General features: G+C 66.7%; 24 protein-coding genes. 9 read left to right on the top strand and 15 right to left on the bottom strand.

The window, feature by feature from the left end; genetic code table 11:
* Positions 1–67: 67 nt before the first annotated feature.
* Complete coding sequence (locus M1D55_RS17995) at positions 68–388, top strand: nuclear transport factor 2 family protein (protein ID WP_023264349.1); 321 nt, start codon at positions 68–70, stop codon at positions 386–388.
* On the opposite strand, the gene M1D55_RS17990 is transcribed toward M1D55_RS17995, so the two are convergent.
* Positions 385–1,353, bottom strand: a complete 969-nt coding sequence (locus tag M1D55_RS17990) for a LysR family transcriptional regulator (RefSeq protein WP_006575945.1) — start codon at positions 1,351–1,353, stop codon at positions 385–387. The genes M1D55_RS17995 and M1D55_RS17990 overlap by 4 nt on opposite strands.
* 137 nt (positions 1,354–1,490) lie before the next feature.
* Here M1D55_RS17990 and M1D55_RS17985 point away from each other — a divergent pair, with 137 nt between their 5' ends.
* On the top strand, positions 1,491–2,681 hold the full coding sequence (locus M1D55_RS17985) for a serine hydrolase domain-containing protein (RefSeq protein WP_023264350.1): 1,191 nt from the start codon (positions 1,491–1,493) through the stop codon (positions 2,679–2,681).
* Entirely contained in the window at positions 2,678–3,892 is a 1,215-nt protein-coding gene (locus M1D55_RS17980; protein ID WP_232206959.1) for an MFS transporter, read from the top strand. Before M1D55_RS17985 ends, M1D55_RS17980 begins: the two co-directional genes overlap by 4 nt.
* Positions 3,893–3,907: 15 nt before the next feature.
* Here M1D55_RS17980 and M1D55_RS17975 read toward each other — a convergent pair whose 3' ends face one another.
* Complete coding sequence (locus M1D55_RS17975; RefSeq protein WP_232206958.1) at positions 3,908–4,354, bottom strand: winged helix-turn-helix transcriptional regulator; 447 nt, start codon at positions 4,352–4,354, stop codon at positions 3,908–3,910.
* Between the two features lie 183 nt (positions 4,355–4,537).
* On the opposite strand from M1D55_RS17975, the gene M1D55_RS17970 reads away from it, so the two are divergent.
* A complete protein-coding gene (locus tag M1D55_RS17970; protein WP_064577090.1) occupies positions 4,538–5,731 on the top strand; it encodes an MFS transporter in 1,194 nt (397 codons plus the stop codon).
* Positions 5,732–5,774: 43 nt separating this feature from the next.
* On the top strand, positions 5,775–6,044 hold the full coding sequence (locus tag M1D55_RS17965) for a hypothetical protein (RefSeq protein WP_006579182.1): 270 nt from the start codon (positions 5,775–5,777) through the stop codon (positions 6,042–6,044).
* A gap of 19 nt (positions 6,045–6,063) precedes the next feature.
* Here M1D55_RS17965 and M1D55_RS17960 read toward each other — a convergent pair whose 3' ends face one another.
* Entirely contained in the window at positions 6,064–6,681 is a 618-nt protein-coding gene (locus M1D55_RS17960) for a LysE family translocator (RefSeq protein WP_456281465.1), read from the bottom strand.
* 79 nt (positions 6,682–6,760) lie between these two features.
* On the opposite strand from M1D55_RS17960, the gene M1D55_RS17955 reads away from it, so the two are divergent.
* Positions 6,761–7,708: a LysR family transcriptional regulator gene (locus M1D55_RS17955; protein ID WP_064577088.1), complete on the top strand. Its 948-nt coding sequence runs from the start codon at positions 6,761–6,763 to the stop codon at positions 7,706–7,708.
* Between the two features lie 56 nt (positions 7,709–7,764).
* On the opposite strand, the gene M1D55_RS17950 is transcribed toward M1D55_RS17955, so the two are convergent.
* The 5 genes from M1D55_RS17950 to M1D55_RS17930 all read right to left on the bottom strand — a co-directional run bounded on the left by M1D55_RS17950 (position 7,765) and on the right by M1D55_RS17930 (position 14,391).
* Positions 7,765–8,601, bottom strand: coding sequence for an alpha/beta fold hydrolase (locus tag M1D55_RS17950; protein ID WP_064577087.1), 837 nt, complete (start codon positions 8,599–8,601; stop codon positions 7,765–7,767).
* Positions 8,602–8,630: 29 nt separating this feature from the next.
* Positions 8,631–10,742 (bottom strand): acetate--CoA ligase family protein, encoded by a 2,112-nt coding sequence (locus tag M1D55_RS17945; RefSeq protein ID WP_064577086.1) that lies wholly within the window; start codon positions 10,740–10,742, stop codon positions 8,631–8,633.
* A 62-nt stretch (positions 10,743–10,804) separates the two neighbouring features.
* Positions 10,805–11,968 carry an acyl-CoA dehydrogenase family protein gene (locus M1D55_RS17940; protein WP_456281464.1) on the bottom strand — a complete coding sequence of 388 codons (1,164 nt, stop codon included), beginning with the start codon at positions 11,966–11,968 and terminating at the stop codon, positions 10,805–10,807.
* A gap of 124 nt (positions 11,969–12,092) precedes the next feature.
* Entirely contained in the window at positions 12,093–13,007 is a 915-nt protein-coding gene (gcvA, locus tag M1D55_RS17935; protein ID WP_456281463.1) for a transcriptional regulator GcvA, read from the bottom strand.
* A gap of 58 nt (positions 13,008–13,065) precedes the next feature.
* Entirely contained in the window at positions 13,066–14,391 is a 1,326-nt protein-coding gene (locus M1D55_RS17930) for an MmgE/PrpD family protein (RefSeq protein WP_456281462.1), read from the bottom strand.
* Between the two features lie 273 nt (positions 14,392–14,664).
* On the opposite strand from M1D55_RS17930, the gene M1D55_RS17925 reads away from it, so the two are divergent.
* On the top strand, positions 14,665–15,648 hold the full coding sequence (locus M1D55_RS17925; protein ID WP_456281461.1) for a tripartite tricarboxylate transporter substrate binding protein: 984 nt from the start codon (positions 14,665–14,667) through the stop codon (positions 15,646–15,648).
* Here M1D55_RS17925 and M1D55_RS17920 read toward each other — a convergent pair.
* The 4 genes from M1D55_RS17920 to M1D55_RS17905 form a co-directional block, all read right to left on the bottom strand.
* A complete protein-coding gene (locus tag M1D55_RS17920) occupies positions 15,575–16,279 on the bottom strand; it encodes an FMN-dependent NADH-azoreductase (protein WP_456281460.1) in 705 nt (234 codons plus the stop codon). The two genes, M1D55_RS17925 and M1D55_RS17920, sit on opposite strands and share 74 nt — an antisense overlap.
* The gene (locus M1D55_RS17915) at positions 16,276–16,854 is read right to left on the bottom strand and encodes an HD domain-containing protein (protein ID WP_456281459.1); all 579 of its coding nucleotides are present in this window, start codon (positions 16,852–16,854) and stop codon (positions 16,276–16,278) included. Before M1D55_RS17915 ends, M1D55_RS17920 begins: the two co-directional genes overlap by 4 nt.
* A 139-nt stretch (positions 16,855–16,993) precedes the next feature.
* Positions 16,994–17,317, bottom strand: coding sequence for a DMT family transporter (locus M1D55_RS17910; protein WP_456281458.1), 324 nt, complete (start codon positions 17,315–17,317; stop codon positions 16,994–16,996).
* Between the two features lie 3 nt (positions 17,318–17,320).
* Positions 17,321–18,019, bottom strand: a complete 699-nt coding sequence (locus M1D55_RS17905; RefSeq protein ID WP_456281457.1) for a glutathione S-transferase family protein — start codon at positions 18,017–18,019, stop codon at positions 17,321–17,323.
* Between the two features lie 111 nt (positions 18,020–18,130).
* Here M1D55_RS17905 and M1D55_RS17900 point away from each other — a divergent pair, with 111 nt between their 5' ends.
* Complete coding sequence (locus M1D55_RS17900; RefSeq protein ID WP_456281456.1) at positions 18,131–19,306, top strand: transketolase-like TK C-terminal-containing protein; 1,176 nt, start codon at positions 18,131–18,133, stop codon at positions 19,304–19,306.
* A gap of 16 nt (positions 19,307–19,322) precedes the next feature.
* Here the strand turns inward: M1D55_RS17900 and M1D55_RS17895 are convergent, their stop codons facing one another.
* Positions 19,323–19,784, bottom strand: coding sequence for a MarR family winged helix-turn-helix transcriptional regulator (locus M1D55_RS17895; protein WP_456281455.1), 462 nt, complete (start codon positions 19,782–19,784; stop codon positions 19,323–19,325).
* A 168-nt stretch (positions 19,785–19,952) separates the two neighbouring features.
* On the opposite strand from M1D55_RS17895, the gene aceE reads away from it, so the two are divergent.
* Positions 19,953–22,625, top strand: a complete 2,673-nt coding sequence (gene aceE, locus M1D55_RS17890; RefSeq protein ID WP_456281454.1) for a pyruvate dehydrogenase (acetyl-transferring), homodimeric type — start codon at positions 19,953–19,955, stop codon at positions 22,623–22,625.
* A gap of 48 nt (positions 22,626–22,673) precedes the next feature.
* On the opposite strand, the gene M1D55_RS17885 is transcribed toward aceE, so the two are convergent.
* Entirely contained in the window at positions 22,674–24,917 is a 2,244-nt protein-coding gene (locus M1D55_RS17885) for a TonB-dependent receptor (RefSeq protein ID WP_456281453.1), read from the bottom strand.
* 122 nt (positions 24,918–25,039) lie between these two features.
* Positions 25,040–25,951 carry a LysR family transcriptional regulator gene (locus tag M1D55_RS17880; RefSeq protein ID WP_064577076.1) on the bottom strand — a complete coding sequence of 304 codons (912 nt, stop codon included), beginning with the start codon at positions 25,949–25,951 and terminating at the stop codon, positions 25,040–25,042.
* Positions 25,952–26,198: the final 247 nt, after the last annotated feature.

Raw genomic sequence — 26,198 nt, 5'->3', positions numbered from 1 at the left:
GGACAATGGTCAAGCTTAAACTGGCGCTGCAACATTGCCAGGCAAGCACAGATCAGGAGCAGAAGGAATGGATATTCCGACCGTTGTGGACGCGTATTTCGAAGCAGACAAGGGCGACGATGCCGATGCGCTTGTTTCGCTTTTTCTACCCAATGCCGGGGTCAACGATGAGAGTGCGCGGCATCAGGGAAGGGAGGCGATACGCGCGTGGTGGCAGGCGGCCAAGGAAAAATACCGCCACGTCGCCGAGCCAGTCGAAGCCGCTGGCAACGACACCGAGGTCCGTGTTCGCGCCAGGGTGAGCGGGCAGTTCCCGAATAGTCCTGTCACGCTGCAATTTGTCTTCACGATCGAGAAAGGCAAGATCGCCGAATTGAGCATCCATTAAGCGCGGCGAACGTGCGATTGCGCCTGGCGCCGCGGGCCTTTCGCCGGCCGCTGGCGCTTCGCGGCACGCCGTGTTTCCGCCGAAGGAAATACGCGCGCACTAAGAAAATCGACAAATGCGCGCACCTTGGGAGAGGGGTGCTTGCTGGCCGGCCACAGCACGTAGAACGGGTTTTCCCACTCCAGATGGCTGTCCAGCACGCGTGTCAATTGACCGCTGGCGACCAGGTCCGTGACCGAAAAGTCCGGCACGAACGCGACGCCCAAGCCTTGCAGCGCAAAGCAAACGCGCGTCTCGATGTTGTTGCAGATCATCGATGTTGGAAGCTGCAATTCCGGTTGGCCTGGCGCGCGACGGAGCGGCCACGGTTCCAGCTTGCCGCTGTTGGGGAAGCGATAGTGCAGGCAGGCATGGTCCAGCAGATCGGCGGGTACTTTGGGTGTGCCGCGTCGCCCCAGATAGTCTGGTGAGGCCACCAGCATCCCTTCGAAGATGCCGAGCCGGCGGGCTGACAGGCGGGAATCGGTCGGTTCGCCGGTTCTGACCACCGCGTCGAAGCCTTCCTCGATCACGTCAACCATCCGGTCGGTGAAATCCAGATCGAGCTCGATGTCGGGGTAGTCGCGCATGAAGTCCGCAAGCACCGGCAGCAGCAGCGAACTGACCAGCGGCAGGCTGACGCGTAGCCGGCCTCGCGGCGCCTTCGTCGCTTCTGACAACTCCGATTGCGCGGCTTCGATCTCGGCGAGGATGCGGCGGCTGCGTTCGAGGAACCGTGTGCCTTCGGCCGTCAGCGTGATACTGCGCGTGCTGCGGTGGAACAGGCGTACTCCAAGCTTGTTTTCCAGCCTGGCCACGGTTTTGCCGATGGCGGAAGCGGATACGCCGAGCATTCGCCCGGCCGCGACAAAGCTGCGCGTTTCGGCGACCTGCACGAAGACCATGAAGCCGTTCAGACTGTCCATGTCGCGATCTCCATCCTTATCCTGATCTTCATCCGATTGCGGACATATTTGTCCGCATAAACCGGAAATCTACCCCACTTTTTCTTCAATGCGGGGCTCTCTATCGTGACAGCGTCATTCCTCCAAGGAGAATTGCGTTGTCCGATTCCACACTTGCATGGCGCCAGGAGGCTGGTGCAGCGTGCCTTTCCGAATGCGTCGACACGGTTGTCCAGCAGGCGCTGGACGAACGCCGCCTAGTTGGTGCTGTCGTGCTGGTCGCCAGAGACGGCGAGCTCGTCTACCGCAAGGCGGCTGGCCTGGCCGATCGTGAAGGCCAGCGGCCGATGGCGGTCGATACGGTGTTCCGCCTGGCTTCTGTCAGCAAGCCCATTGTTTCCGCCGCAGCGCTGGTCCTGGTCGCGCGTGGGCAGATCGACTTCGATGCGAGTCTCGACCGCTGGCTGCCGGAATTCCGGCCACGCCTGGCCGATGGACGCGTGCCGCGGATCTCGATCCGCCAGTTGTTGAGCCACACCGCGGGCCTGGGCTACCGCTTTCTCGAGGCTGATGACGATGGGCCGTATGCGCGGGCTGGCGTATCGGATGGCATGGACGAAGCGGGCATCGATCTGGACGAGAACCTGCGGCGCATTGCCAGCGTGCCGCTGCTGTACGAACCCGGCACGGGTTGGGGCTACTCGGTGGCGATCGACGTGCTCGGCGCCGTCATCGAGCGGGCCCATGGCGCTGCGCTTGGCGAGGCGGTGCGTCAGCTCGTGACAGGGCCGCTCGGCATGGTCGATACCGACTTCGTCGTCCGCGATGCGCAGCGGCTTGCCACCGCCTATGTCAACGACCGCCCGCGGCCGCATCGCCTACGCGAAGGCGAGATCGCGCCGGTCTTCGACGGTACGGTCGGCATTCGGTACAGCCCCGCGCGCATCTTCGACTCACAGGCCTTTCCGTCGGGCGGTGCCGGCATGGCGGGCACCGCGGAAGACCTGATGCGCTTGCTCGAGGCGTTGCGTCAGCGGAACGGCAAGCTATTGCCTGCCGAGCTGGTTGCCGAAATGGCCCGCGACCAGACCGGTGGTTGCGAACTGCCTGGCGCGCCGGGGTTCGGCTTTGGACTCGGCTTCTCGGTCCTGCGCGATCCGGCGCGCGCGGCGTCTCCGGAATCGGCGGGGACGTGGCGCTGGGGAGGCGCCTATGGTCACGCGTGGTTTGTCGATCCGCTACAGCGGCTCAGCGTGGTGGCATTGACCAATACGCTGTACGAGGGCATGACAGGCCGATTCGTCAACGATTTGCGCGACGCGATCTATGGCGCGCTGGAGTCCGTATGAGCGCGCATGGCGAAGGCCTTTCTCTCGATGCGGGCGCGGCCACGGTGCGTGCGAGCGAGAAATTACCGCTGGGCGCGCTGTTGGCGCTTGCGATGGCGGCGTTCATCACCATCCTGACCGAGGCGCTGCCGGCCGGACTGTTGCCGCAAATGGCCGGGAGCCTGGCGGTTTCCGAAGCCATGGTCGGGCAACTCGTCACGGCCTATGCGGTGGGCTCGCTGGTCGCCGCGATGCCGCTGACCGCCGCCACGCAAGGGGTTCGGCGCCGGCCGCTGTTGTTGTTCGCCATTGCGGGCTTCGCCGCCGCCAATACGGTCACGACCTTCTCGGCAAGCTATGCATTGACGATGGTGGCGCGGTTCCTGGCCGGCGTGTCTGCGGGGCTGCTATGGGCGCTGTTGGCAAGCCATGCGGCGCGCATGGTGCCCGAGTCCCAGAAAGGACGCGCCATTGCGGTCGCGATGGTTGGTACGCCATTGGCGCTGTCGCTCGGCGTCCCGGCCGGCACCTTGCTCGGCACGCTGGTGGGATGGCGCGTCTGCTTCGGCATCATGAGCCTGTCGGCCTTGATCCTGATGATCTGGGTGCGGTTCAAGGTCCCGGACTTCGCCGGGCAGGCCAGCGGCAAGCGCTTGCCGCTGGCAGCCGTGATTGCAATCCCGGGCGTTGGCGCCGTGTTGATCGTGGTGCTGGCGTTCGTGCTGGCGCACAACATCCTCTACACCTATATCGCACCATTTCTCGCCACGGCCGGCATGGTGGCGAGCACCGGCCGCGTGCTGCTGGTGTTCGGCATTGCGTCGCTGATCAGCATCTGGATCGTGGGTGTTCTGATCGACCGTCATCTGCGCGCGCTGACGCTTGCCAGCACGCTGCTTTTCGGTCTGGCTGCAGCGGTGCTCGGCGCGGCCGGACAGACGCCGCTCGTGGTGTATGCCGCGGTCGGTGTCTGGGGACTCGCGTTCGGCGGCGCAGCGACGCTGTTTCAGACCGCGTTGGCAAAGACGGCCGACGACGCGGTCAACGTAGCGCAGTCGATGTTGGTGACCGCGTGGAATGCAGCGATCGCGGGGGGCGGCCTCATCGGTGGCGTGCTGCTCGACCGGTTTGGCACCGGCGCTTTCTCGGCCGCCTTGCTGGTGCTGCTCGGTACCGCGCTGACGGTGACGTGGAGGGCCAGGGAGCGGGGCTTTCCGGCATCGGTGAACTGATGCGCGAAGACCGGCTTACCGCGGCAGCTTCACCGTGGTCTCCCATGGCCGCACGACCTTGCCGTCGGCGGAGCGGGGCTCCATCACCGTGAGCGGTTTTCCGGAGCCCTTGTCCACCAGCACCGAATGCGCGTCCCGCGGACCGAACAGATGCTGCTCGCCCCATTGCCGGAAGGCCACGATCACGGGAAACAGCCGCTCTCCCTTGGGCGTCAGCACATATTCCTGATACGACGTGCCGTCCGATGCCGGGCTGATCTCGAAGATGCCGGCTTCGACCAGCAGGCGCAGGCGGTCGGCCAGGATACTGCGGGCCACGCCCAGGCGCCGCTGGAATTCGCTGAAGCGGCGCACGCCATCGAAGGCATCCCGCACGATCAGCAGGCACCAGCGGTCGCCGATCAGGTCGAGCGAGCGGGCGACCGGACAGGTTTCCGTCTCGTTGTCGCGACGTTTTGCCATCAATGCTCCTTTGGTAATGGCATGAGCCAGATGTGGGTTTGTCTTGGTGGTTTCATTTTAAGACCAGTTTGCCTACAATCAAACCGGTCTTGATTTGAAACTACTTTGATGAAGGGAAAATCCATGCCAGGCGAATCATCGACAGGGCCCGTGCCCAAGCACCCAACGCCGTCCGCGGGCTCGATGCCCGGCGCACTGGTCGCGCTGTTCGCCTGCGCCTGCGGGCTCAGCGTGGCGAACGTCTACTACGCGCAGCCCTTGCTCGACGCGCTCGGCGGGGAGTTCGCGCTGGACCATGCCGCGGTAGGGGGCGTGATCACGGCCACGCAGGTCGGCTGCGCGCTGGCCTTGCTGCTACTGGTGCCGCTGGGCGACCGCATCGATCGGCGGCGCCTGATGCTGTGGCAGGCCGCTGCACTCGTTGGGGCGCTGATCGGCGTGGCCGCGGCGGCGTCGGCGCCGGCCTTGCTGCTCGGCATGCTCGTCGTCGGTTTGCTCGGTACCGCGATGACGCAGGGGCTGATCGCCTACGCGGCGACCGCCGGCGCGCCATCGGAGCGCGGACGGGTGGTCGGTGCCGCGCAGGGCGGCGTGGTCATCGGCCTGCTGCTGGCGCGCGTGCTGGCCGGTCTGATTGCCGATATGGCCGGATGGCGCGGCGTGTATCTGTTCTCGGCGCTGGCGATGCTGGTGCTGTCGCTGGTGCTGTGGCGCCGTCTGCCGGCACAGACTCCGGCGATTCCACGGCTGAGCTATCCGAAGCTGATCCTGTCGATGCTGACGCTACTGCGGCAGCAACGCGTGCTGCAGATCCGCGGCACGATCGCGATGCTGATGTTCGCGGCGTTCAGCGTGTTCTGGAGCGCGCTGGTGCTGCCGTTGAGCGCGCCGCCGTACGCGTTCTCGCACACGGCGATCGGGGCATTCGGGCTGGTCGGCGTGGTCGGCGCCTTGGCGGCCGCGCGCGCCGGGCGGCTGGCCGACCGCGGCCTGGGGCAGCGGGTCACCGGCGGCGCGCTGCTGGTGCTGCTGGCCTCGTGGCTGCCGCTGTGGTGGTTCGATGCGCACGGGCTATGGTGGCTGGTGATCGGCATCATCGCGCTGGACCTCGGCGGCCAGGCCATCCATGTCGCCAACCAGAGCATGATTTTCGCGGCGCAGCGCGATGCGCACAGCCGGCTGGTGGGTTGCTACATGCTGTTCTATTCGGTGGGCAGCGGGATGGGCGCCATCGCGTCGACATGGGTCTATGCGCTGGCCGGATGGCAGGCGGTCTGCCTGCTCGGCGCCGGCATCAGTGCCGCCGCGCTGGCGTTCTGGGCGCTGACCCTTCGCCATATGCCGAAGATCTCCGCAGCTTGCGCGCAGCCCGCCTAAGCTGAAGGTTTCGACAAAGCCAACCGACACGCAGGAGGGCACCATGGACGACGACGTCGACACGATGAGCCACGAACAACTGGTTGAGGAAGTAAAGCGCTTGCGCGCCGGCATCCGCCGCCATCGGGATGCGTCGGGCCACGATCTGTGCTGGCATCACCCGGACCTGTGGGCCTTGCTGCCCGACGCGGCCACGCACACGCCGGCGGTGCCGGACTGGCCGCAGTTTCTGCGCGGCTGCGTCAAGTATCGGGAGTCGCTGGATCGGCAGTGTCCGCAGGCGCCGCGCATCCAGCAGGAATTCGGCGAGTAGTCCGGCGCAGGATTGCGCCTCAACGCGCGCCGCGCGCCGCCGCCAGCAACACGCCAAACGAGACCAGCAGCCCGCCGAAAATCCGATCGATCCAGTGCCGCACCGACAGCAGCCGCTCGCGTACGGCGCCCGTCGACAGGCACACCGCGACCAGGCTGAACCAGCCGATATGGGCGGCTGCGATGAAGGCGCCGTAGCCGATCTGCGTGGCCAGCGGCGTATCGGGGCGCACTACTTGCATGAACAGGCTGACGATAAAGACGGTGGTCTTCGGGTTCAGCGCATTGGTCAGCAGGCCGGTGCGCAATGCGGCGAGATCCGACAGCGGGGCGGTGCGGCCTTCGGCCAGCGAGCCGCCCGGCCTGGCGCGCAGCATGACGATACCCAAATAGACCAGATAGATCGCGGCAATCCATTTGGCCGTGTGGAACAGCCATAGCGACTGCTGGATCAGCACGCCGACGCCGAGGATGGTGTAGCCGACGTGGATCAGTACGCCAAGTCCGATCCCCAGTGCCGTCAGCACGCCGGCGCGGCGCGACAGCACCAGGCTGTTGCGGGTCACCATGGCAAAGTCCGGTCCAGGGCTGATCACGGCGAGCAGCGTGATGGTGATCACGGCTAACAGTTCGGTCATGGTTTACTCTGTCGATTCCTGTGGCAAGCACCACGAATGGTTGCCCTATGTTAGGGGACCTGACGATCGACGAATAGCGATGTTTACTGACCACCATGGTGAGTCCCACTCACCATCGGGCGACGCCCGTCTGCCTTCACTGCTGGCACTGCGCTGCTTCGAGGCGGCGGCGCGGCTCGAGAACTTCAGCCGCGCCGCCGACGAATTGCACCTGACGCATGGCGCGGTCAGCCGCGCGGTGCGTACGCTTGAGGACGACCTTGGTGTGGCGCTGTTCGAACGGCGCAGCCGCCGCGTCTTCCTGACCGATGCAGGGCGCAGGCTCGCGCAGGCGGTGCGCGATGGTCTCGGCGTGATTCGGCAGGCCACACGCGAGCTGCGCGCCAGTGCGAGGCAAGCGCGGCAATGGGTGCTGTCGTGCGAGCCGACGTTGCTGATGCGCTGGCTGATTCCGCGCTGGCCCGATTTCAAGGCGCGGCATCCCGAATTCGACGTGCACCTCGTTGCCGGCGGCGGGCCGGTCGAATTCGACAGCGGCATCGATCTCGCGCTTCGGCGCGATGACTTCGCCTGGCCCGACAGCGTCCACGCGGTGCCCTTGTTCGTCGAACGGATCGGTCCGGTGTGCCGGCCGGACCAGGCCGGCGCGTGGTTTGCGGCACGCAAGGGCAAGGCATCCTTGCGTCCTTCCGCACCGCGCCTGCATACGCGGACAAGGCCGAACGCCTGGCGGACCTGGGCCGACATCACGGGACAGACGCTATCGCGCGCGCCGGAGCAGGGCTTCGAGCATTTCTACTTCAGCCTGCAGGCAGCGGTGGCGGGCCTTGGTGTCGCCATCGGGCCCTGGCATCTGGTGCAGGACGATATCGCCAACGGCATGCTGGCCGCGCCGATGGGCTTTGTCGAGGACGGTTCACGCTATTGTCTGTTGTCTCCGGTGCCCATCCAGGCCGGCACGCCCGCCGCCGCGGTGCTCGAGTGGTTGAAGACAACGGCGGCGCTCGACCGGTTGCGTGCGGATTGAGCAGCCGCAACGCCAACGCCTACGTCCAGAAGCAACTCGGCGAGTAAATCCGGGCGTCAGCGAGGTTCCGAGCCGAACCAGCGTGCCAGCAGCGTATTGATATCGCGATGGCGCTCGTACTGGACCCAGTGCCCGGCGCCGGGCACCAGGCACCAATCCCGGTGCGTCGCGGGCCCCGCGATTCGATTTGCCACATCGATCGGCGAGGCGGTGACGTCGTGCTCGCCCCAGATCAGCAGCGTGGGACCATTGAACCTGTCCAGCGCGGTTTCCAGCAGCGCCTGTCGCGAGATCGCCTTGCTCCGAAATCGCGTCGCCCGGCACGCGAGCTCGTGCACCAGCATGGCGGTCTCATCGATGCTGGCTTCCTGGTGCAGCATCAGCGCGAGCAGATTGTGCCGCAGTGCGCTTCGCATGGCGTGAGGGTCGTCCTTGCGCCAGTCGATCATCTCCATGCGCTGGCGTCGTGTACCGCCGTGTCCCGCGGGCCCCAGCAGTGCGAGCCGGGCTGTGCCGCCGCGCCGGGCCGCAACGTGGGCGGCTACCAGTCCGCCGAACGAAAAGCCGGCGAGCGAGACGGTTGCGTCCACACCGACCAGAAGGTCCAGCGTCGCGATGACGGTGCCGACCAAGCGATCGAGGCGGTCGGCCGCGTGCGGATCCCCGGGCAGCGCGTCGGACTCTCCGAATCCCGGCAGATCGGGAATCCACAGCGTATGCGTTGCCGACAAGGGCTCGATGTTGCGGGTCCAATGCAACCAGTTGCCATGGCCGCCATGAATCAGCACCAGCGGCGGCCCGCTGCCGAACTTGCGCCAGACCATCGCGCGGTCCCCGTCACGTACGACGCAGGTCTGCGCGCGTCGGTCCAAGGCGGCCAGTTCGGCGTTCATCGGGGGGGCTGGGGGCAGGGCAGGCGTCTTCACGATGTCAGCACGAGGGCATCGACGGCGAGCACACCTTGCCCCTCGGGCAACACCATCATCGGGTTGACCTCCGCTTCGGCGATGCCAAGCTCGGGGCGTACCGCGAGCTGGGACAACGCAGAGATGGCCCGTGCCAGCGCTTCGAGGTCGCCACGAGTCCTGCCGCGCAGTCCCGACACCGTCTTCAGCGCCTTCACTTCGACGATCATCTCCCGGGCGGCATCGACGGTGACCGGTGCCAGCCGGATGCTTCGATCGCGTGCGACTTCGGCCCAGATGCCGCCGGCGGCCAGCATCACGATCGGACCGGCGTCCGGATCGATGCGGTAGCCGATCAGCACCTCGGTCAAGCCCCTGGTCATCGGCTGCACCAGCACTTCATCGCATCGCACGGTAGGCGCGCGCTCGGCCAGGTTGGTCTTCAGCGTCGCCAATGCGCTGTTCAACTGTTCGGCGTCACGAATGCCCAGTACGACGCCGCCCACTTCCGTCTTGTGCGGAATCTCGGGCGAGCAGACCTTGGCGACCACCGGATAGTCGAACGGCAGCGCAGGGATGGGAGCGGCGATCGGGAGTGTGATCGCCGGCGCGTAGGGCACACCGAGCTGTTCCAGTACGGCGTATGCCTGCGCCTCGCTCAGCGCGCGGGGCGGCCGCTCCCGGAGCAGTCGCACCGCCGGTTGCGTGCCGGGTGGGCGGCGTGCCAGCACGGCGGCAATGGCATCGGCGCACGGTTCTGGCGAACGGAAGCAGGGCACCCCGGCGGCCGTCAGCGCGGCCAGCGCTTCGGGTGCGTCGGGCACCAGCATCGCGGCCATCGGCTTGGCGCTGTCTGCGCTGTCGATGATCGGCTTGACCGCGAGCTGCGGCTGGAACCGTGCGGAAGAACCAACGACGGCAAGCACGATATCGAACTCCGGCGCCTCGAACATGATGTCTAGCGCGGTCTTCATGACGTTGTAGTTGGTGCCGGCCAGCGTCAGGTCCAGTACGCGCCCCGGCGATACCGCGATACCGGCGGCCGCGAGCCTGTCGAGCGTCGCCGGCGAGGCGGCTTCCACCGCGACATCGCGAATGCCCAATTGGTCGACGACCATCGCCGCGCCACCGCCCGTGGTAGTGACCACGCCCACGCGGCGCGGCGGCAAGTGTGGCTGGCCGCCCGGCTGCGCCAGCGGTATCCGCCGTGCCAGCGGGAACGCTTCCAGCAGTGCTTCGAGCACGCCGACGCGCGCAATGCCGAGATCCTTGAGAAAGGCGTCGGCGATATCGTCCTCGCCGGCCAGTGCTCCGGTGTGGGTGGCGGCCATCTCGGCGGCGACGGCCGATCGCCCCAGCTTGTATGCGATCACGGGTTTGCCGCGCCGGGCGGCCTCGATTGCGAAGGCGCGCAGCTTGTCGCCGTGGCGCAGACTTTCGAGGAACAGCAGATAGCCGTCGATGGCGGGATCGTCGAGCGTGGCCAGGCAGATTTCGCCAATGGACAAGTCGGCTTCGCCGCCGACCGACACCAGCCCCGCAAAGCCGACGCCACGCGCCTTGCCGCGCGAAACGAGCGAGCCGATCATGCTGCCGCTGTGCGAGGCGACGAAGACGCGCCCTTGCGGCAGTTCCGGCTCGGCGAAGGCGGCATTGGCGGTCAGCACGAGGTCCGCCTGGGGATGGATGACGCCGAGGCTGCTGGGACCGAGCACGCGGATGCCGGTCTGCCGGCTCAGGGCTTGCAGTTCCGCCTCCCTGGCCGCGCCTTCCGGCCCAGACTCGGCAAAGCCGCTGGCGAGGATGGTCACGACCTTGACGCCGAGGCGGGCGCTCTCGCGCACGACATCGAGCACGGTATCGGTTGGCGTCAGCACGAAGACATGGTCGGGGACTTGCGGCAGCGATGCGAGGCTGGGGTAGGCGGTTTCACCCTGCACGGTATCCCGGTTCGGATTGACCGGATAGATCGTTCCGCGATAGCCGCCCGCACGCAGGAATTTCAATGGCCGTCCGGCGGTCTTGGCCGGATCATCCGACGCGCCGAACAGTGCCACGCTGCGTGGAGACAGCAGCGCCCGCGCGAGCGCCGAGTCGATGGGGCCGGATGCTGGAGAAGTCGAGTTCATTGAGGCTGGGAACAAGGAGCAGGGAACAGGGAAAGTCGGGGAGCTCGGCCGGCGTTGCATGCTCAGTTCGAGGCCGGCCTGGGAGGACGCTGGGGAAACGATCGGCCAAACACCCCTTCCGCAATGCGGTTCTTCAGCATTTCGATCGAGCCGCCAGCGATCATCCAGCCGCGGATGCGGCGCAGGCAGTATTCAACGATCGATTCCTGGCTGTAGCCCATGCCGCCCATTATCTGCAGCGCTTCGTTGGCGACGTCCCAGCCCGCCTGGTTGCACGCGAGCTTGGCCATCGCCGTGCTATGCGCGGACGGCAGGCCGTGCTCGCCCTCCATGGCCGCGCGATAGAGCAACAGCTGCGCGGATTCGAGCTTCAACGCCATCTCCGCGAACTTCCATTGGATCCCCTGGAATTCGCACAATTCGCGGCCGAACTGCTTGCGGACCATCGCGTGCTCGCGGGCCACGTTGAAGCAATGACGGCCGAGCGCGAGGGCGCGCGACGAGTTGCCCAGCCGCTCGACATTGAAGCCGGCGATCTGGCGCTTGAAGCCGCCTTCGCCGAGCAGCAGGTTGTCGGCGGGAATGCGGCAGTCCTCGAAATACAGCTGGCACCATTGCTCGCCGCTCATGAACTTCGAGGGCTCCCCAATCTGAAAGCCCGGCGCGCCGCGCTCCACCAGCACCGAGCCGATGCCGTTGACGCCCGGGCCGAAGCGCACGTAGATCAGGAACAGCTCGGCCTCGGGGCTATGCGTCGAGAAGATCTTGCTGCCGTCGATCACGTAGTGTTCGCCGTCGCGTCGCGCGGTGGTGCGCAGCTCGGTGACGGCGGAGCCGGCCTCGGGCTCCGTCATGCCCAGCGCGATCAGCTTGCGTCCTGCCAGCAGATCGGGCAGGAAGCGCGCCTTCTGTTCGGGCGTCGCGTATTCGACGAAGGTCCGGATCGGTCCGAAATTGCCCGCCTGCACGATATCCGCGCTCTTGGGGCAGACCAGCGCGATCTCCTGGATCGCGATGACGGCGTGCATCAGCGTGCCGCCCTGGCCGCCATCCTCTTCCGGGAAGGCGATGCCAAGCAGTCCCTGCTCGGCCAGCATGCGTGCCGCATCCCATGGGTACTGCGCGGAGTGCGCGCGCTGCAGTGCGCCGGGCGCGAGCTTGTCCTGGGCGAACCGGCGCACCGATTCCGCAAATGCCTGATGTTCTTCGCTGAGTTCAAAGTTCATGTCGAAATCTCTGGGGGGCAGAAGTCAGGCATCAGCTTCCGCTATCCCGAGACGGTTGTGAACTTCGCGTTTGGAGAGCAGGTAGAACCTATCGTCATACCTGAGCCCGCCGCATCTCGCATCCTCATTTCGCCGCGCGCTGTTCGCGTGCCACGGTGTCGAGCAGCCAATCCCGGAATGCCGTGACCTTGCGGGACTCGCGTTGGACGGCGGGTCTGACCAGGTAGTAGGACTTGCTGCGTACCAGTGGTCGCGCGAACGGCCGAACCAGGCGGCCGGAAGCGAGCTCGGCCTGCAGCATGGCGGCCTGTCCAATCGCGATACCAAGGCCATCGAGGGCCGCCTGCCAGGTCAGCACCGAGCTGCCGAAGCTCATGCGCTCGGTGCGGTCGGCCATCTCGGCCAGTCCGGCGAAGGCCAGCCAATCGTCCCAGTCGGCGCGGCGATAGTGCGACACCAGCAGTCGGTGGCGCAGCAGCGCTTCGGGCCGGCCGCGGCCGCCGCCGCGATGCGTGCGCAGGTATTCGGGCGTGCAGACCGGTTCGATCTCGTCGTGGAACAGGAAGTCGGCGCTGACACGGGGCCAGCGGCCATCGCCAAACTGGATGGCGAGATCGGCGGGATCGCGATCGAAGTCGACATCGGGAATCGCGTTGTCGATGCGCACTTCGATGCTGGGATACTGGGCCTGAAAGTCGGGCAGTCGCGGGATCAGCCATTTCGCCGCGAAGGTGGTGTAGGTGCGCACCCGCAGCGCGCCTTGCGAGGTGTTCTTCAGCAGTCGGGCGGTGGCAGTGGCAATGGCATCGAAGGCCGGAACGACTTCCTCGGCGTAGGCCTGGCCGACGCGCGTCAGCGAAACGCCGTGGCGTTCGCGACGGAACAGTTCGATGCCCAGATAGCCCTCGAGCACCGCGATCTGCCGGCTGACCGCCGACTGGGAAACATGCAGTTCCTGCGCGGCGACGGTCAGGTTCTGACTGCGCGCCACGACTTCGAAGACCCGCAACGGGTTCAAGGGGGGAATACGCCGAGCCATGTTGTTGCGTCCGAGCAATGACTTTTCATTATATCTATGCTCTCGGACGCACCGCCCCTCAGGGCAATGACGCCGCGCTGTCGAGCGACCACAGCCGCTGCAGCAGCGCCCGCGTACGGGCTTGACCCAGCACCGGTTCCACCAGCTCGACGAACTTGTCATCGAGGTCCGCATCGCTCAGCGGCTCCTCCGGGTCGCCCTTGCGGTTCGGTTGCAGATGGGTCAGTTCGCGTCCATCGCGCAGAAGCACGGTGATGCGCGCCGCGCGTTGTCCGGGGAAGGCGGCATCGAGCTGGCCGTCGACCGACAGTTCGATGCGCGCCATCAGGGCGCGGATTGCGGGGTCGGCCAGCCGATCCGGGGAGAAGGCGGCGAGCCGCACGCTGCCATGGATCAGCGCGGACGCCACGGCGAACGGTACGCTGAAGCGAGCCTCGGCGGCGGTACGCGGGTCGGAGTTGCCCGCCACGTCCAGCGCCGGACGATAGGTGCCGATTCGCACGGCGGCGATATCGTCGACCGCAAAGCGGTGCGCCCGCTGCAAGGCTTGTGCGCCGTCGATCGCGGCGAAGGTGTGCCCGCAGCAGGCGTGATTCTTGAAGGTGATCTGCATGATATGGAAGTCCCGGCCCAGCGTTGCGGCAGCGGCCTGCCAGTCCGGGCCATCGCTCATCGCGCGTCCCAATCCCGCCTCGCCGTCAATCACGTCGAGCGAGCCGGTGACGCCGGCCTCGGCAGCCAGCGCTGCCAGCAGTCCCGCCTCGGCGGCTCGGCCCGAGTGCAGCGGCTTGGACATCGAATCCATGCGGAACGCCTGCTGCAATCCCGCGGCGAAGGTGGCGCTGGTGGCGAGCGCATGGGCGAAGCGCGTGGCATCGAGCTTGAAGAGGGCAGCGGCGGCCGCGGCCGCGCCGAAGGTACCGACGGTGCCGGTGTTGTGCCAGTAGCGGTAATGAGTGCGTCCGAGCGCCGCCCCGATGCGGGTCGAGATCTCGTAGCCGATCACGACCGCATGCAGGAAAGCCGCACCGCTTGCGTTGCGCTGCTGGGCGGCGGCAAGGGCGGCGGCAATCGTCGGTGCGCCCGGATGGTAGATCGCGTGCTTGTAGATGTCGTCGACCTCGACCGTATGCGCGGCGGTGCCGTTGATCAGGGCGGCGGTGCGTGCGGTGGCCGGGCGGCCGAGCGCGAGACGGGCATCGCCGCGATCGAGATCGTCCGCGCATGCGCGCTCGAGCAGCGTGCATGGCGCGACGATCGCGCCGGGCAGCAATGCCGCATACCAGTCGATCACCGCGCGCTTCGCATGATGGACGACTTCGCTGGAGTGTGCACCCGGGCCGGGCTCCTGGGCGAAGGCGGAAAACGTCTCGATGATGGTCATGGTGTCGGTTTCACGTTGGCAGGCTGGCGCCGATGCTCGCCCACGGCGGTGCCGCTGGCAACTTCCAATTCATTGTGCAGGTATGAGATATCGGAATGCCAGGCGAGTGCGGTGGCAGCGCCGCTGCGTTGAGTTTTTGTCATGGCAGCGGCCCGAATCGGAAGTTCTCATCGGCGAGCGGTTCGCAGACCATGGCAAGGCAACAGAGCATTTCAGCCAAAGAGCGCAGCCATACGGAACGCGCCATCCCCAGATGCCATGACGGAGACATCCATGAAGACTTTCGGTCCGGTCGCCGGCGCTCTCGCCGCCGGTGCGCTGATCCTGTCCCTTGCCAGCGCGGCCCATGCCACGCCGTCCAGCTATCCCACCAAGCCGATCCGCATCATCGTTGGTTACCAGGCCGGCGGTCCTACCGATCTGACGGCGCGGCTGTTGGCGAGCAAGCTGCAGGCGGGGCTCGGCCAGCCCGTCATCGTCGAGAACAAGGTCGGCGCGGGCTCCAATATCGCCTCGGACTATGTCGCGTCCGCGCCTGCCGATGGCTACACGCTGCTGCTGGCGGCGGCGCCGATCACGATGACCAAGTATCTCTACAAGGGTCTGAAGTTCGATGTGCTCAAGAGTTTCGAGCCGATCGCCAATGTGATGACGGCACCTGCAGTGCTGGCGGTTTCGACCAAGCTGCCGGCGCACGACTTGCGCTCGCTGATCGCGCTGGCGAAGAAGAAGCCAGGTACCTTGACGTTCGGCTCGACCGGCGCCGGAGGGTCGCAGCACCTCGCTGGCGAACTGCTGAAGCAGCGCGCGGGCATCGACATGCTGCATGTTCCGTACAAAGGGGCCTCGGCCGCGCTGACGGATCTGATGGCCGGCACCGTCGACATGGTCTTCATGACGTCGATGTCGGCGTTGCCCACGCTGAAGTCCGGCAATCCGCGCGCGATCGCGGTGGCCTCGAAGAAACGGATGCCACAGATGCCGCAGTTGCCGACGATGGAGGAAGCCGGGCTGCCCGGTTTCGAGGCCGATTCATGGAACGGCCTGCTGGCGCCGGCCGGAACACCGAAGGAGGTGCTCGACCGGCTCAATAGCGAGGTGAACAAGGCGCTGGCCTCGCCCGACGTGCGCGACACGCTGGTATCGCAGGGGGCCATTGTGGTCGGCGGCTCGCGCGAGCAGTTCAGGCAATACCTGGTCGAAGAGGTGGATCGATGGGGCAAGGTATTCCAGACGGTGCAGCTTTCTGTGCAGTGAGCGCCGGCGGGTTCAGCGACAGCGCCGCGATCTGCTGCGCGATCCAGGCATCGGCCAGGGCCTGCGCGCGCTCGAGATAGGCCGGTCCGCGCCGCAGATTGTCGAGCCGCAACACCGACAGGTCGTGAAGACCCGCGGTCGTCAGCGCGTGACGCAGATAGGGCGTCAGAAAGTCCGGCTGGCCCTTGCCGTCATCGTCGAGCGGTCCGCCGCTGCCGACGATCAGATAGACGGGGCGGCTGGCCAGCAGCCCCGTCTTGCCTTCCGGCGTGCGCGCGAACGTGCGGCCGGGGCGCAGAATCTGATCGATCCACGCCTTCAGCGTCGCCGGCACCGTGAAGTTGTGCATCGGCGTCGAAATCACGATGCGGTCCGCGGCCTGCAGTTCGGCGATCAGCGAGGCCGACAACGCGAGCACGCCCGTGTCGCTGGCAGCGTCGGCCGACTCCGCCGCGAGGCTGGCGTGCGCGAACGCCTCGTCGACGAGCGGCGGCGGCCGGCGCGCCAGGTCTCGGTCGATCACGCGCAGCGCTTCGCGCTGGCCCATCCGTTCGATCAGCGCGGCGGCCGTGCGCCGGCTGTTCGAGGCCTCCCCATTGGGACTGGCGCTGATATGGAGTACGGTTTTCATCGTTGTTCACGCCCGCCGATGCGAGCGCGCGTGTCTTCGTCGATCAGATCGCGCATCGCCCGGAACAGCGCATGCGTATCGGTGTGCCGCTTGCCGTAGTCAAGGTTGAAGCGATAGTCGAAGTCCGGCGGATTGTTACCCTGGTTGTGCTGGAGCAGCGTTTCCAGCTTGTCGAGCGCCTTGACGGCCTTGGCTTCCGGCGATGCCGCGGCTTCGTATTCGTCCCACAGTGACAGGATGCTGTCCCGCATCGAGGCATCGAGCACGCACGTCAGCGCCAGCAGATCGTGCCGTTCCTGTTCGCTCTTGCCGGGGCTCGCCGACTGTTCGGTGGCGGGAATGTCCCCGTGGATCGCCTCGCCAAGGTCGTGGACGATGCAGAGCTTCAGTACCTTCAGCCAGTCGAGTTCGGGAAGCTGATCGGCGAACACCATGGCCATCAGGCATAGCCGCCAACTATGTTCGGCGGTGCTTTCGGGGCGGCCCGACGACGTGCGCGCGCTGCGCAGCACGTCCTTCAGCCGTTCGGCCTCGCGCAGGAAGTCGAGCCTGCCCTCGATCAGTGCGGTATCCATCTGTTGCGGTGTCCTGATGCAGTGTCCTGATGCAGTGCCGGCGCTCAGCGTAAGGGGAGCCCGTGGCGCGGTCTACGCATCCATTATGCGTCGTGCCTACTATAGCGCCATGGCGTAGGCGCGTGACCGTAGCTCTTCGTCAGCCCACCGCCTCCGAAAACCGCAGCCCGATGATGCCGACCACCGTCAACGTCAGGAACAGCACCCGCTGCCACTGCACGCCTTCGCCGAAGCTGACGATACCGATGGCGACGAGGCCCAGCGTTCCGATGCCGGTCCAGATCGCATACGCGGTGCCGACCGGCAGGTTGCGCAGCGCCTTGGCCAGCAGGTAGATGCTGGCCAGTCCCGCGGCCACCGCCACCACGCTGGGCAGCAGCCGTGTCCAGCCCTGGTTCAGCTTCAGCGCGACGCCCATGACGATCTCCAGCGCGGCGGCGATAAATAGAAAGGTCCAGGCCATCGCTCAGGCCTCCGCCGCGTCCTGCGTGGCGTCCTGGCTCGTACCCAACGGCGGACGCAAGGCCGCCAGACCGCGCTGCACCGCCGGACGCTCCGCGATGCGATCGAGCCAGCGCAGCACGTGCCGGTATTCGGCGATGTCGAGCTGCAGTTCGTCATGGGTACGCAACCAGGGAAACGCGGCGATGTCGGCAATGGTGTAGCGGTCCAGCGCCAGGTATGCCGATCGGGACAGCTGGCGCTCGACCACGCCGTAGAGCCGATGCGCCTCCTTGGCATAGCGTTCGATTGCCTCGCGATTGCCGCTGCGCGAGCCATGCCGGAACCACCATAGCTGCCCCAGCATCGGCCCAATGCCGCCGATCTGGAAATGCAGCCATTGCTGGATCTGCCATTGCTCGCGAGGGTCCGCCGGATGCAGCGCGCCGTAGCGGCTGGACAGATAGCTGAGGATGGCCCCGGATTCGAACACCGTGATGTTTTCGCCGTGATCGACCAGCGCCGGGATCTTGCCGTTCGGGTTGATCGCCAGATATTCGGGGCGCTTCTGCTCGCCCTTGTTCAGGTCGATGTCGACCTGCCGGTAAGGCAGTCCCGCTTCCTGCAGATAGATGCTGACCTTCTGGCCATTGGGGGTATTGGCCGTATAGAAGGTCAGGGCGGGGCTGGCGGTGTCGTTCGCGTTGGCTGACTCGGCTGACATGATGGATTCCCTCCGATAGAATGCCGATGAATTGCAATTGCAATCGTTGCTGTTGCAACTCTAATCGACGGCGCGGCATTCGGCAAGCGCCGCCATTACTGGAGCGAATCCATGGGCCATTCAAGGACGCCGGCCGCCTTTGGTTCCATCGCCGCGACGCGAGCGGCGGCGATGGCCTGCATCACACGGATCGAAGCGGAAAGTGGGGCGAAGGCGGGTGCTTCGCCCGCCGCGACGGTCGCTCAAATTGCTGGCCAGCTGGCCGAGGCCGCGGCGGCCACGACCGGCGCGGCTTCGCCCGCATGGGTCGTGCGCGGGCCCGACGCTATCGACATCGGCGATGCCGGCGAACACAGCGCGGACGGGGCAGGAGGCGGCCGCTACGAGGCCAGTGCCTGGCGCTACTGGCTCGGCGCGCGGCGCCAGGCCGCACAATGGCCGCTGTTGTACCTGCTGCGCAGCGGCCGCGCGGATGCCGTACGGGCATCGGCTCTGGAGACAGGGGAACGCGGCATCTTCTGCAACGACATCGAAACGCTGCCGTCGCCGTGGCCCAAGGGCGCGCGGCCCGAGCTGCCGCTATGGCTGGCGTCGCACGGCCGCTGCCTGCCCTATGACCCGGCTTCGGGCGAGGAGGCGAGGGCCATCGTGCTGCATGCGCTGCGCAGCCTGTATCTGCAGGGGCGTTCCGGCTTCGTCTACCTGAGCGCGCACGGCGAGGAGTGGCCGGCATGGCCGCAACTCGATCGCCGTCGCGCGGTGGCTGCGGCCAAAGGGATGTATCTCCTCGAGACGGCACGTGAGCGGCAGGGGCCGTGCGTTCGGCTGCTTGGCGCCGGCAAGGCGTTGCGCACGATGTCGGAGGCGGCGCAGCGCTTGCGGGCAGACTGGCACGTCGAGGTCGAACTATGGAGCTGTCCGAGCTATACCCGGCTGGCACGCGACGCCGAGGCGGCGGCACGCTGGAACCGGCTGCATCCGCTCGCGCGGCCGCGGTCGAGCCATCTGCAGCGTTGCCTGGCGGCGGGCGGCGGTCCGATCGTCGCGCTGACCGGCTATGGCGCGCCGATTGCGCAGCAGATCGGCCCCTATCTTGCGGATCGCTTCATCGCGCTCGGCGTGGAGGCGGGGACCGGGGCCAGGACTAGCCATCACGCCGGCGCCGTCGACGTACAGGATCCGCGCTGGATCGCGGTGATCGCATTGAAGGCGCTGGCCGACGAACAGGTGTTGCGGGCCAGCGTGGTGGCGGAAGCGATGCGGCGGTATCGGCTGGTCGGCGATTGAAGCGAGGGCCGCGGCGTCAGGACGGCCGTGGCGCCACGGCGGCCTGGCGCACCGCCTGCGCGGCGCGATCGAGCGCGTCGGCGAAGCGCTGCTCGTCGGCCGGGTCGAACTGGGTCAGGAACAGGTCGGCGATCGTGGCCTGATAGACCTTCCACATCTTCTTGCGCAGCGCGCGGCCCTCGCGCGTGATCGTGACGAAGGCGGCGCGGCCGTCGTCCGCCGATCGCGTGCGCGTGACCAGGCCCTCGCTCTCGAGCCGATCGACCAGGCGCGTCAGGTTGTACCGCTCGATCGCCAGCGCATCGGCCAGCTCGTGCATGCGGCGAGCGCCGCCCGGGCCGCTCTCGAGGCCCCATAGCACGTCGTACCAGGCGTAGCTCGGCAGCCCGGCGTCGGCCAGCCGCCGTTCCACCTCGCGAATCATCAGCCGATGCGCTCGCACGAACGAGAACCAAAGGTCTGGTGCGTCCGTCGTCATGGTCATTCTCCGAATTCGTTGCAGTTGCAATTATGCCGGCGATCGCTACAATGCGCCAGATACGATTGCAATTGCAACGAATGACTACGAGTGCCGATGCAATCCGCTGCGCGGCACGCCCGCGATCCCACCTATCTGACTCGCACCTATCTGACCTGGAGCCACGCCATGCCAACCTCTTCCTTACTCCAAGACGTCGATCCGCTCGAAACGCGCGAATGGCTCGAATCGTTGCAGGCCGTCGTGCGGGTCGAGGGCCGGCCACGCGCTCACTATCTGATCGACCAGCTGCTCGACTTCGATGGTTCGATGCATGGCGACTTCCACGGCCGTGTCAATACGCCGTACGTCAACACGATCCCCGCCGACCGCGAGTTGCCGTATCCGGGCGACGCTGTACTGGAGCGCGAATTGAATGCGCTGATCCGCTGGAACGCGATGGCGATGGTGCTGCGCGCCGGCAAGCATTCGAACGTGGGCGGGCATATCGCCACCTATGCCTCCGCGGCGGTGCTGTACGACGTCGGCTTCGATCATTTCTTCCGCGGCCGCACCGATACATTCGCCGGCGACATGGTCTATATCCAGGGCCATTCGGCGCCGGGCATCTATGCGCGCGCCTATCTGGAGGGCCGTATCGACGAAGCGCAGCTCGACAATTTCCGCAGGGAAGCGGGGCGCCGCGGCCTGTCGTCGTATCCGCATCCGCGCCTGATGCCGGACTTCTGGCAATTCCCCACCGTGTCGATGGGGCTCGGGCCCATCATGGCGGCCTATCAGGGCCGCTTCCTGCGCTATCTGGAAAATCGGGGCCTGCAGCAGCACCAGGGCCGCAAGGTCTGGGCCTTCCTCGGCGATGGGGAAATGGACCAGCCGGAGTCGCTGGCCGCGATCTCGATGGCGGGGCGCGAGAAGCTCGACAATCTGATCTTCGTCGTCAACTGCAATCTGCAACGGCTCGATGGTCCGGTGCGCGGCAACGCGAAGGTGATCCAGGAATTCGAGGCGCTCTATCGCGCCGCGGGCTGGAACGTCATCAAGGTGATCTGGGGCGGCGGGTGGGACCGGCTGCTGGCCAGGGACCATACCGGGCTGCTGCGCCAGCGGATGATGGAGTGCGTCGACGGCGAATACCAGACCTACAAGTCGCAGAACGGCGCCTATGTGCGCCAGCATTTCTTCGGCAAATATCCGGCGCTGCTCGAGATGGTGGCCGACATGAGCGACGACGAGATCTGGGCGCTGTCGCGCGGGGGCCATGATCCGGTCAAGGTCTACAACGCCTATGCCGCCGCAGTGCGGCACACCGGTCAGCCAACCGTGATCCTCGCCAAGACCGTCAAGGGCTTCGGCATGGGCGAGGCCGGCGAGGGCCAGAACATCAATCACCAGCTCAAGAAGCTGAACGCGGACGCGGTACGGGCTTTCCGCGACCGCTTTGCGCTGGATCTGCCCGACGCGCGCCTCGACGAGATGCCGTACCTGAAGCCGGCGCCGGACAGCGAGGCGGCGCGCTATTTCGCGTCGAGGCGCCGGGCGCTGGGCGGCCATGTGCCGGCGCGCTTCGGCGATTGCGCGCCGTTGCCGGCGCCGCCGCTGTCGACCTTCGCGACGCAGCTGCAGGACTCCGGCGAGCGGGAGTATTCCACCACGATGGCCTTTGTGCGCATGCTTGGCGCGCTGCTGAAGGTGCCGGAGATCGGCAAGCGTATCGTGCCGATCGTGCCGGACGAGTCCCGCACGTTCGGCATGGAAGGGCTGTTCCGCCAGATCGGCATCTATTCGCATGTGGGGCAGCTGTACACGCCGCAGGACGCGGGCCAGTTGAGCTACTACAAGGAGAGCCGGGACGGCCAGATCCTGCAGGAAGGGCTGAACGAAGCCGGCGCGACCTCATCGTGGATCGCGGCCGGCACCTCGTACAGCAATCACGGCGTGATGACGGTGCCGTTCTACATCTTCTATTCGATGTTCGGCTTCCAGCGGATTGGCGATCTGGCGTGGGCCGCTGGCGATGCCCGCACGCGGGGCTTCCTGCTGGGCGCGACCTCCGGGCGCACGACGCTGATGGGCGAGGGATTACAGCACGATGATGGGCACAGCCATGTGCTGTCGTCGGTGATCCCGTGCTGCGTGTCGTACGACCCCACCTTTGCCTACGAGCTGGCGGTGATCGTGCAGGACGGCATGCGCCGGATGTTCACCGAGCAGCAGGACATCTTCTACTACATCACGCTGCTCAACGAGAACTATCCCCATCCGGCGCTGCCGGCCGGGGCGGAACAGGGCATCCTGAAGGGCTTCTATCGGCTGAAGGCGGTCGGCGAGGCCAGCCAGCGCATGCCGAGCGTGCAGCTGGCCGGCAGCGGCGCGATCCTGAACGAGGTGATTGCCGCCGCCGAGCTGCTGGCGGACGATTTCGGCATCGCCAGCGAGATCTGGAGCGCGACGAGCCTGACGGAGCTGCGCCGCGACGGGTTGGCTGCCGAACGCTGGAACACGCTGCATCCGGGGAGCGAGCCGCGCGTGCCCTACGTCCAGCAATGCCTGGCCGGACACCAGGGCCCGCTCGTCGTGGCGACCGATTACATGAAGATCGTCGCCGACCAGATCCGGCCCTTCGTGACGGACCGCCGGCTGGTTGCGCTGGGCACCGACGGTTTCGGCCGTTCGGACACGCGTGAATCGTTGCGGCGCTTCTTCGAGGTCGATCGGCACTTCATCGCGGTCGCCGCGCTGAAGGCGCTGGCCGACGATGGTGCGTTGCCGGTCGCCAGGGTCGCCGAGGCCATCGCGCGCTACGGCATCGACGCGGACGGCGCGGACCCGGCCGCGGCTTGATCGAGTGGCAGGCGCCGCGGGAACGCACGCTCCCGCGGGCCGCGCGGCTTACCAGCGGTGCTGGTACATCGCCGTCAGCGTGATGCCCGCCGCCGGCAGCCGGCTGGTATTGCTGCTGTTGCGCAGCAGCTGGCTGTACAAGGGGTAGTAGTCGCGATTGAGCAGGTTCTCGATGCCGATCGTGATCGTGTCCTTGCGCGTCAGCTGGTAGCGGCTGATCAGATCGAGCGTCGTATAGCTGCCGGTATCGCGCCGGCCGAAGCTGTTCTGGCCGTTCAGGCGGTAGTCGCGCCCGGCGTAATAGCTGACCTGCAGGCGGTTGGTCCATTGGCTGATCGGCCGGTATTGCAGGTAGCCGGTCAGCTTCAGCGGCGGAATGCGGTAGCCCGTCATGTTCTGGAAGCTGCTGCTGCCTTGCGGCTGCTCGCGGCCGCGCATCCAGGTGAAGGTCCCGCCGACGCCCCATTTCTCGTCGTCGGTCAGATAGTCGGCCGCCGCCTCGACGCCGAAGATACGCTCCTTGGTGCGGGTCAGGATCAGCCCGTTGTTGAAGCTCTGCACGTCGCCGAGCTTCGAGGTGGTGTAGAACACCGCCACGTTGGCCAGCGTGTTGCTGCCCAGCGCACCGCGCCAGCCGAGCTCGTAGTTGTTGGTCTTGACCGGCTCCAGGCTCGACGAGTTGATGTCGAACCCCGGCCGCGCATTGCGGATCTGCAGGCCGATGTCGGGCAGCTGGAAGCCCTGGCTGAAGGCGCCATAGAACTCCTGGCCCTTGACCGGCGCAAACGCGGCGCCGATGTTGAACAGCCAGGCGCCGTAGTCGACGGTGCCTCCCTTGACGCCGACCGGGTTGGCGACCTTCGACTGCGACAGCGGCACGAAGTCGTCGAAGCTGGCGCTGGCGCGCTCGTAGCGCGCGCCGCCTTCCATCGACCAGCGCTCGTCGAACTTGTGCTGCAGCTGGCCGAACACGCCGCCGCTGCGCGTGGTCAGCGGCGGCATATAGGTCAGCTCGCCGGTGCGCTGGAACACCAGGCCGCCGCTGGCGTCGTAGCGCGCGGCGTCGAACACGTCGAGCGGCATGTCGCTGCGTTCCTGGTTGTAGTCCGCGCCCCACAGCAGCTTGGTCTGCTTGCTGGTGCCCAGCGGCGTGCCGACGGTCAGCCGGCCGCCGAAGACGCTGCTGTTCTGGGTGATCTGGTCGACGTTGCCGCCGCGCGTGGCCACCGCGCGCGCGTCGAACGGGGGAAAGCGCGTGAAGTAGTCGCGATAGTAGAACTGCGTCGATACGGTGCTGCCGTAGAAGTCCTGGTGCTGGTAGTCCAGGTTCAGCACCGTGTTGCGCAGCGCGTTCTGGTTTTCCAGCTGCAGGCCGCGAATCGCGCGCGCCGTGGCCGAACCCGGAGGCAGCCGTCCGACCGACGGGTCGGAGGCGTAGTCGGTGTTCTGCCTGGCGTGGTAGCGGCTCAGGCTCAGCTGCACGCGCTGCTGGCCGTCGATGCGCCAGCCGAGCTTGCCGCTGACGTTGTAGACGTTGGAATCGAACAGATCGCCCTGGCTCGGCTCGGGCGCGATCCGATGACCGTGCGCGTCGTAGGGGCTGCCGATGCGCTGCGCGCCGACATGGAAGGCGTAGTCGATCGGCCCCTGGCTGCCCGAGAAATGCTGCTGCACGTTGGCGCTGAGGCCTTCCTTGCTGAGCCGCGTCAGCGGCGTGCCCAGCGTCACGGTGGTGTCGGCGCTCGGCGGACCGCCCGCGGTGCGGGTCGTGATCGAGATGATGCCGCCGCTCGCGCCGGCGCCGTAGAGCGCGCTGCTGCCGCGCAGCACTTCGATCCGCTCGATGTTGCTCGGATCGATGGTTGCCAGGTTGCGGGCGGAATCGCGATTGGTATTGAGCGGAATGCCGTCGACCAGCACCAGCGCGCTGCGTCCGCGCAGCGTCTGGCCGAAGTCCGTCACGGTGCGGCTCGAATCGGCCATGCCCGGAATCAGCTTGCTCAGCATCGTCGCCAGATTGGTCGAGCCGGTCTTCAGCTCCTCGATCTGCTCGCGCTCGATCACGGTGACCTGCCGCGTCGGATTGACCAGATCGCTCTTGATCCGGTCGACCCGCACCTCGACGGTACTGAGCTCATGCGCGGGCGCCGTGCCCTGGGTGGCGGATGATGCCTGCTGCGCCAGCGTGGAAAGCGGGGCGCCGCCAGCGATGGCGGCGAGGATCAATGCCGACGGCGTCAGGGCCGGTGGCGTCGGCCGCGACGGTTGCGAACAGGCTGGTTTTTGTCTCATGGCGCGTGGCTCGGGCTCTCTCGTAATCTGCGGTTACAAAAAACCGTCAATCTTATTGATAACCATTCCTGTTTGCAACATAACGCGCGCTTCATTGGCGCTTCGCAACATAACGAGCGGGGTCAGCCTTGCGCGGCGATGCGTGTCAGCGCTTCCCGGAACGCCTGCGCGGCCGGACCGAACGGCTGGTCGACGCGATAGGCCAGGTAGGCCTCGTACAGAACGCGCGCATCGCGGCCCAGTGAGGGTGTGGCGACGCGCACCAGCCGGCCTTCGCGCAGATCGCGTTCGACCAGCCAGCGCGGCAGTCGGCCCCAGCCGAGGCCGGACAGGATCAGTGCGTACTTGGTGTCCTGGGTGTTGACGCGGCACGTCTGCGGCGACAGCACGCCGAAGTCGCGGCCGGCGGACAGCGGCGTGGGATCGGACTGCACGATCTGCAGGTGATCGGCGAGGTCGGCCACGCCCAGCGGCGGGCCGCGCCGCCGCGATGCCAGCGGATGGCGCGCGGACACGACCGCCACCACCTCGGTCGACGACAGCGCCTGCAGCGCGACGCGCGGATCGCGAAAACCCTCGCCGACCATCACCGCCAGCGTGGCGCGTTGCTCCAGCAGGGCTGCCAGCGGCCCGCCCAGCGGTTCGACCGCGACGCGGATCGCCACCGACGGATAGCGGCCCCGCATCGCTTCCAGCGCGGCGCTGATCTGCGCCAGCGGAAACAGCGTATCGACGACCACCGACAGTTCGAGCTCCAGTTGCTGGCCAAGGCCGCGGGCGCGCGCCCGCATCGCATCGACGCGCAGCAGGATGTCGCGCGCGTTGACCAGCAGGGCCTGGCCCTCGGCCGTCAATACCGGACGCCGCCGGGTGCGGTCGAACAGCGCGACGCCGAGCTGCGCCTCCAGATTGGCGATCGCGTGGCTGACCGCCGATTGCACGCGGCCGAGCTTGGCCGCCGCCGCGCGGAAACTGCCGGCGTCCGCGACGGTGGCGAAGGTGCGCAACTGGTCGAGTGTCAGGGCGTCGAGCATGAGTTGGGTAGCCGGAAGCCGTCGCTCCAATGATCTATTGGATCGATCGTTTGGATCGAACTTATATCACTTCCGTCGATGCCCCGCCGATGCGATGCTGTGCCCCATTTCGAGGGTTCCAGGGCAGGAGAACGAGATGACCGATTGTGCGAACGGGCGGCGGGGGTGGTCCGCCCGCAGAGGACAGGCAGTGGTACCGCGGACGCCCACGACACTGACGACGTCCGCGCCTTCCGGTAATGCTGCG

It is taken from the genome of Cupriavidus sp. JZ107 (genome assembly GCF_053903255.1).
This window is presented reverse-complemented; position numbering and strand designations above follow the sequence as displayed.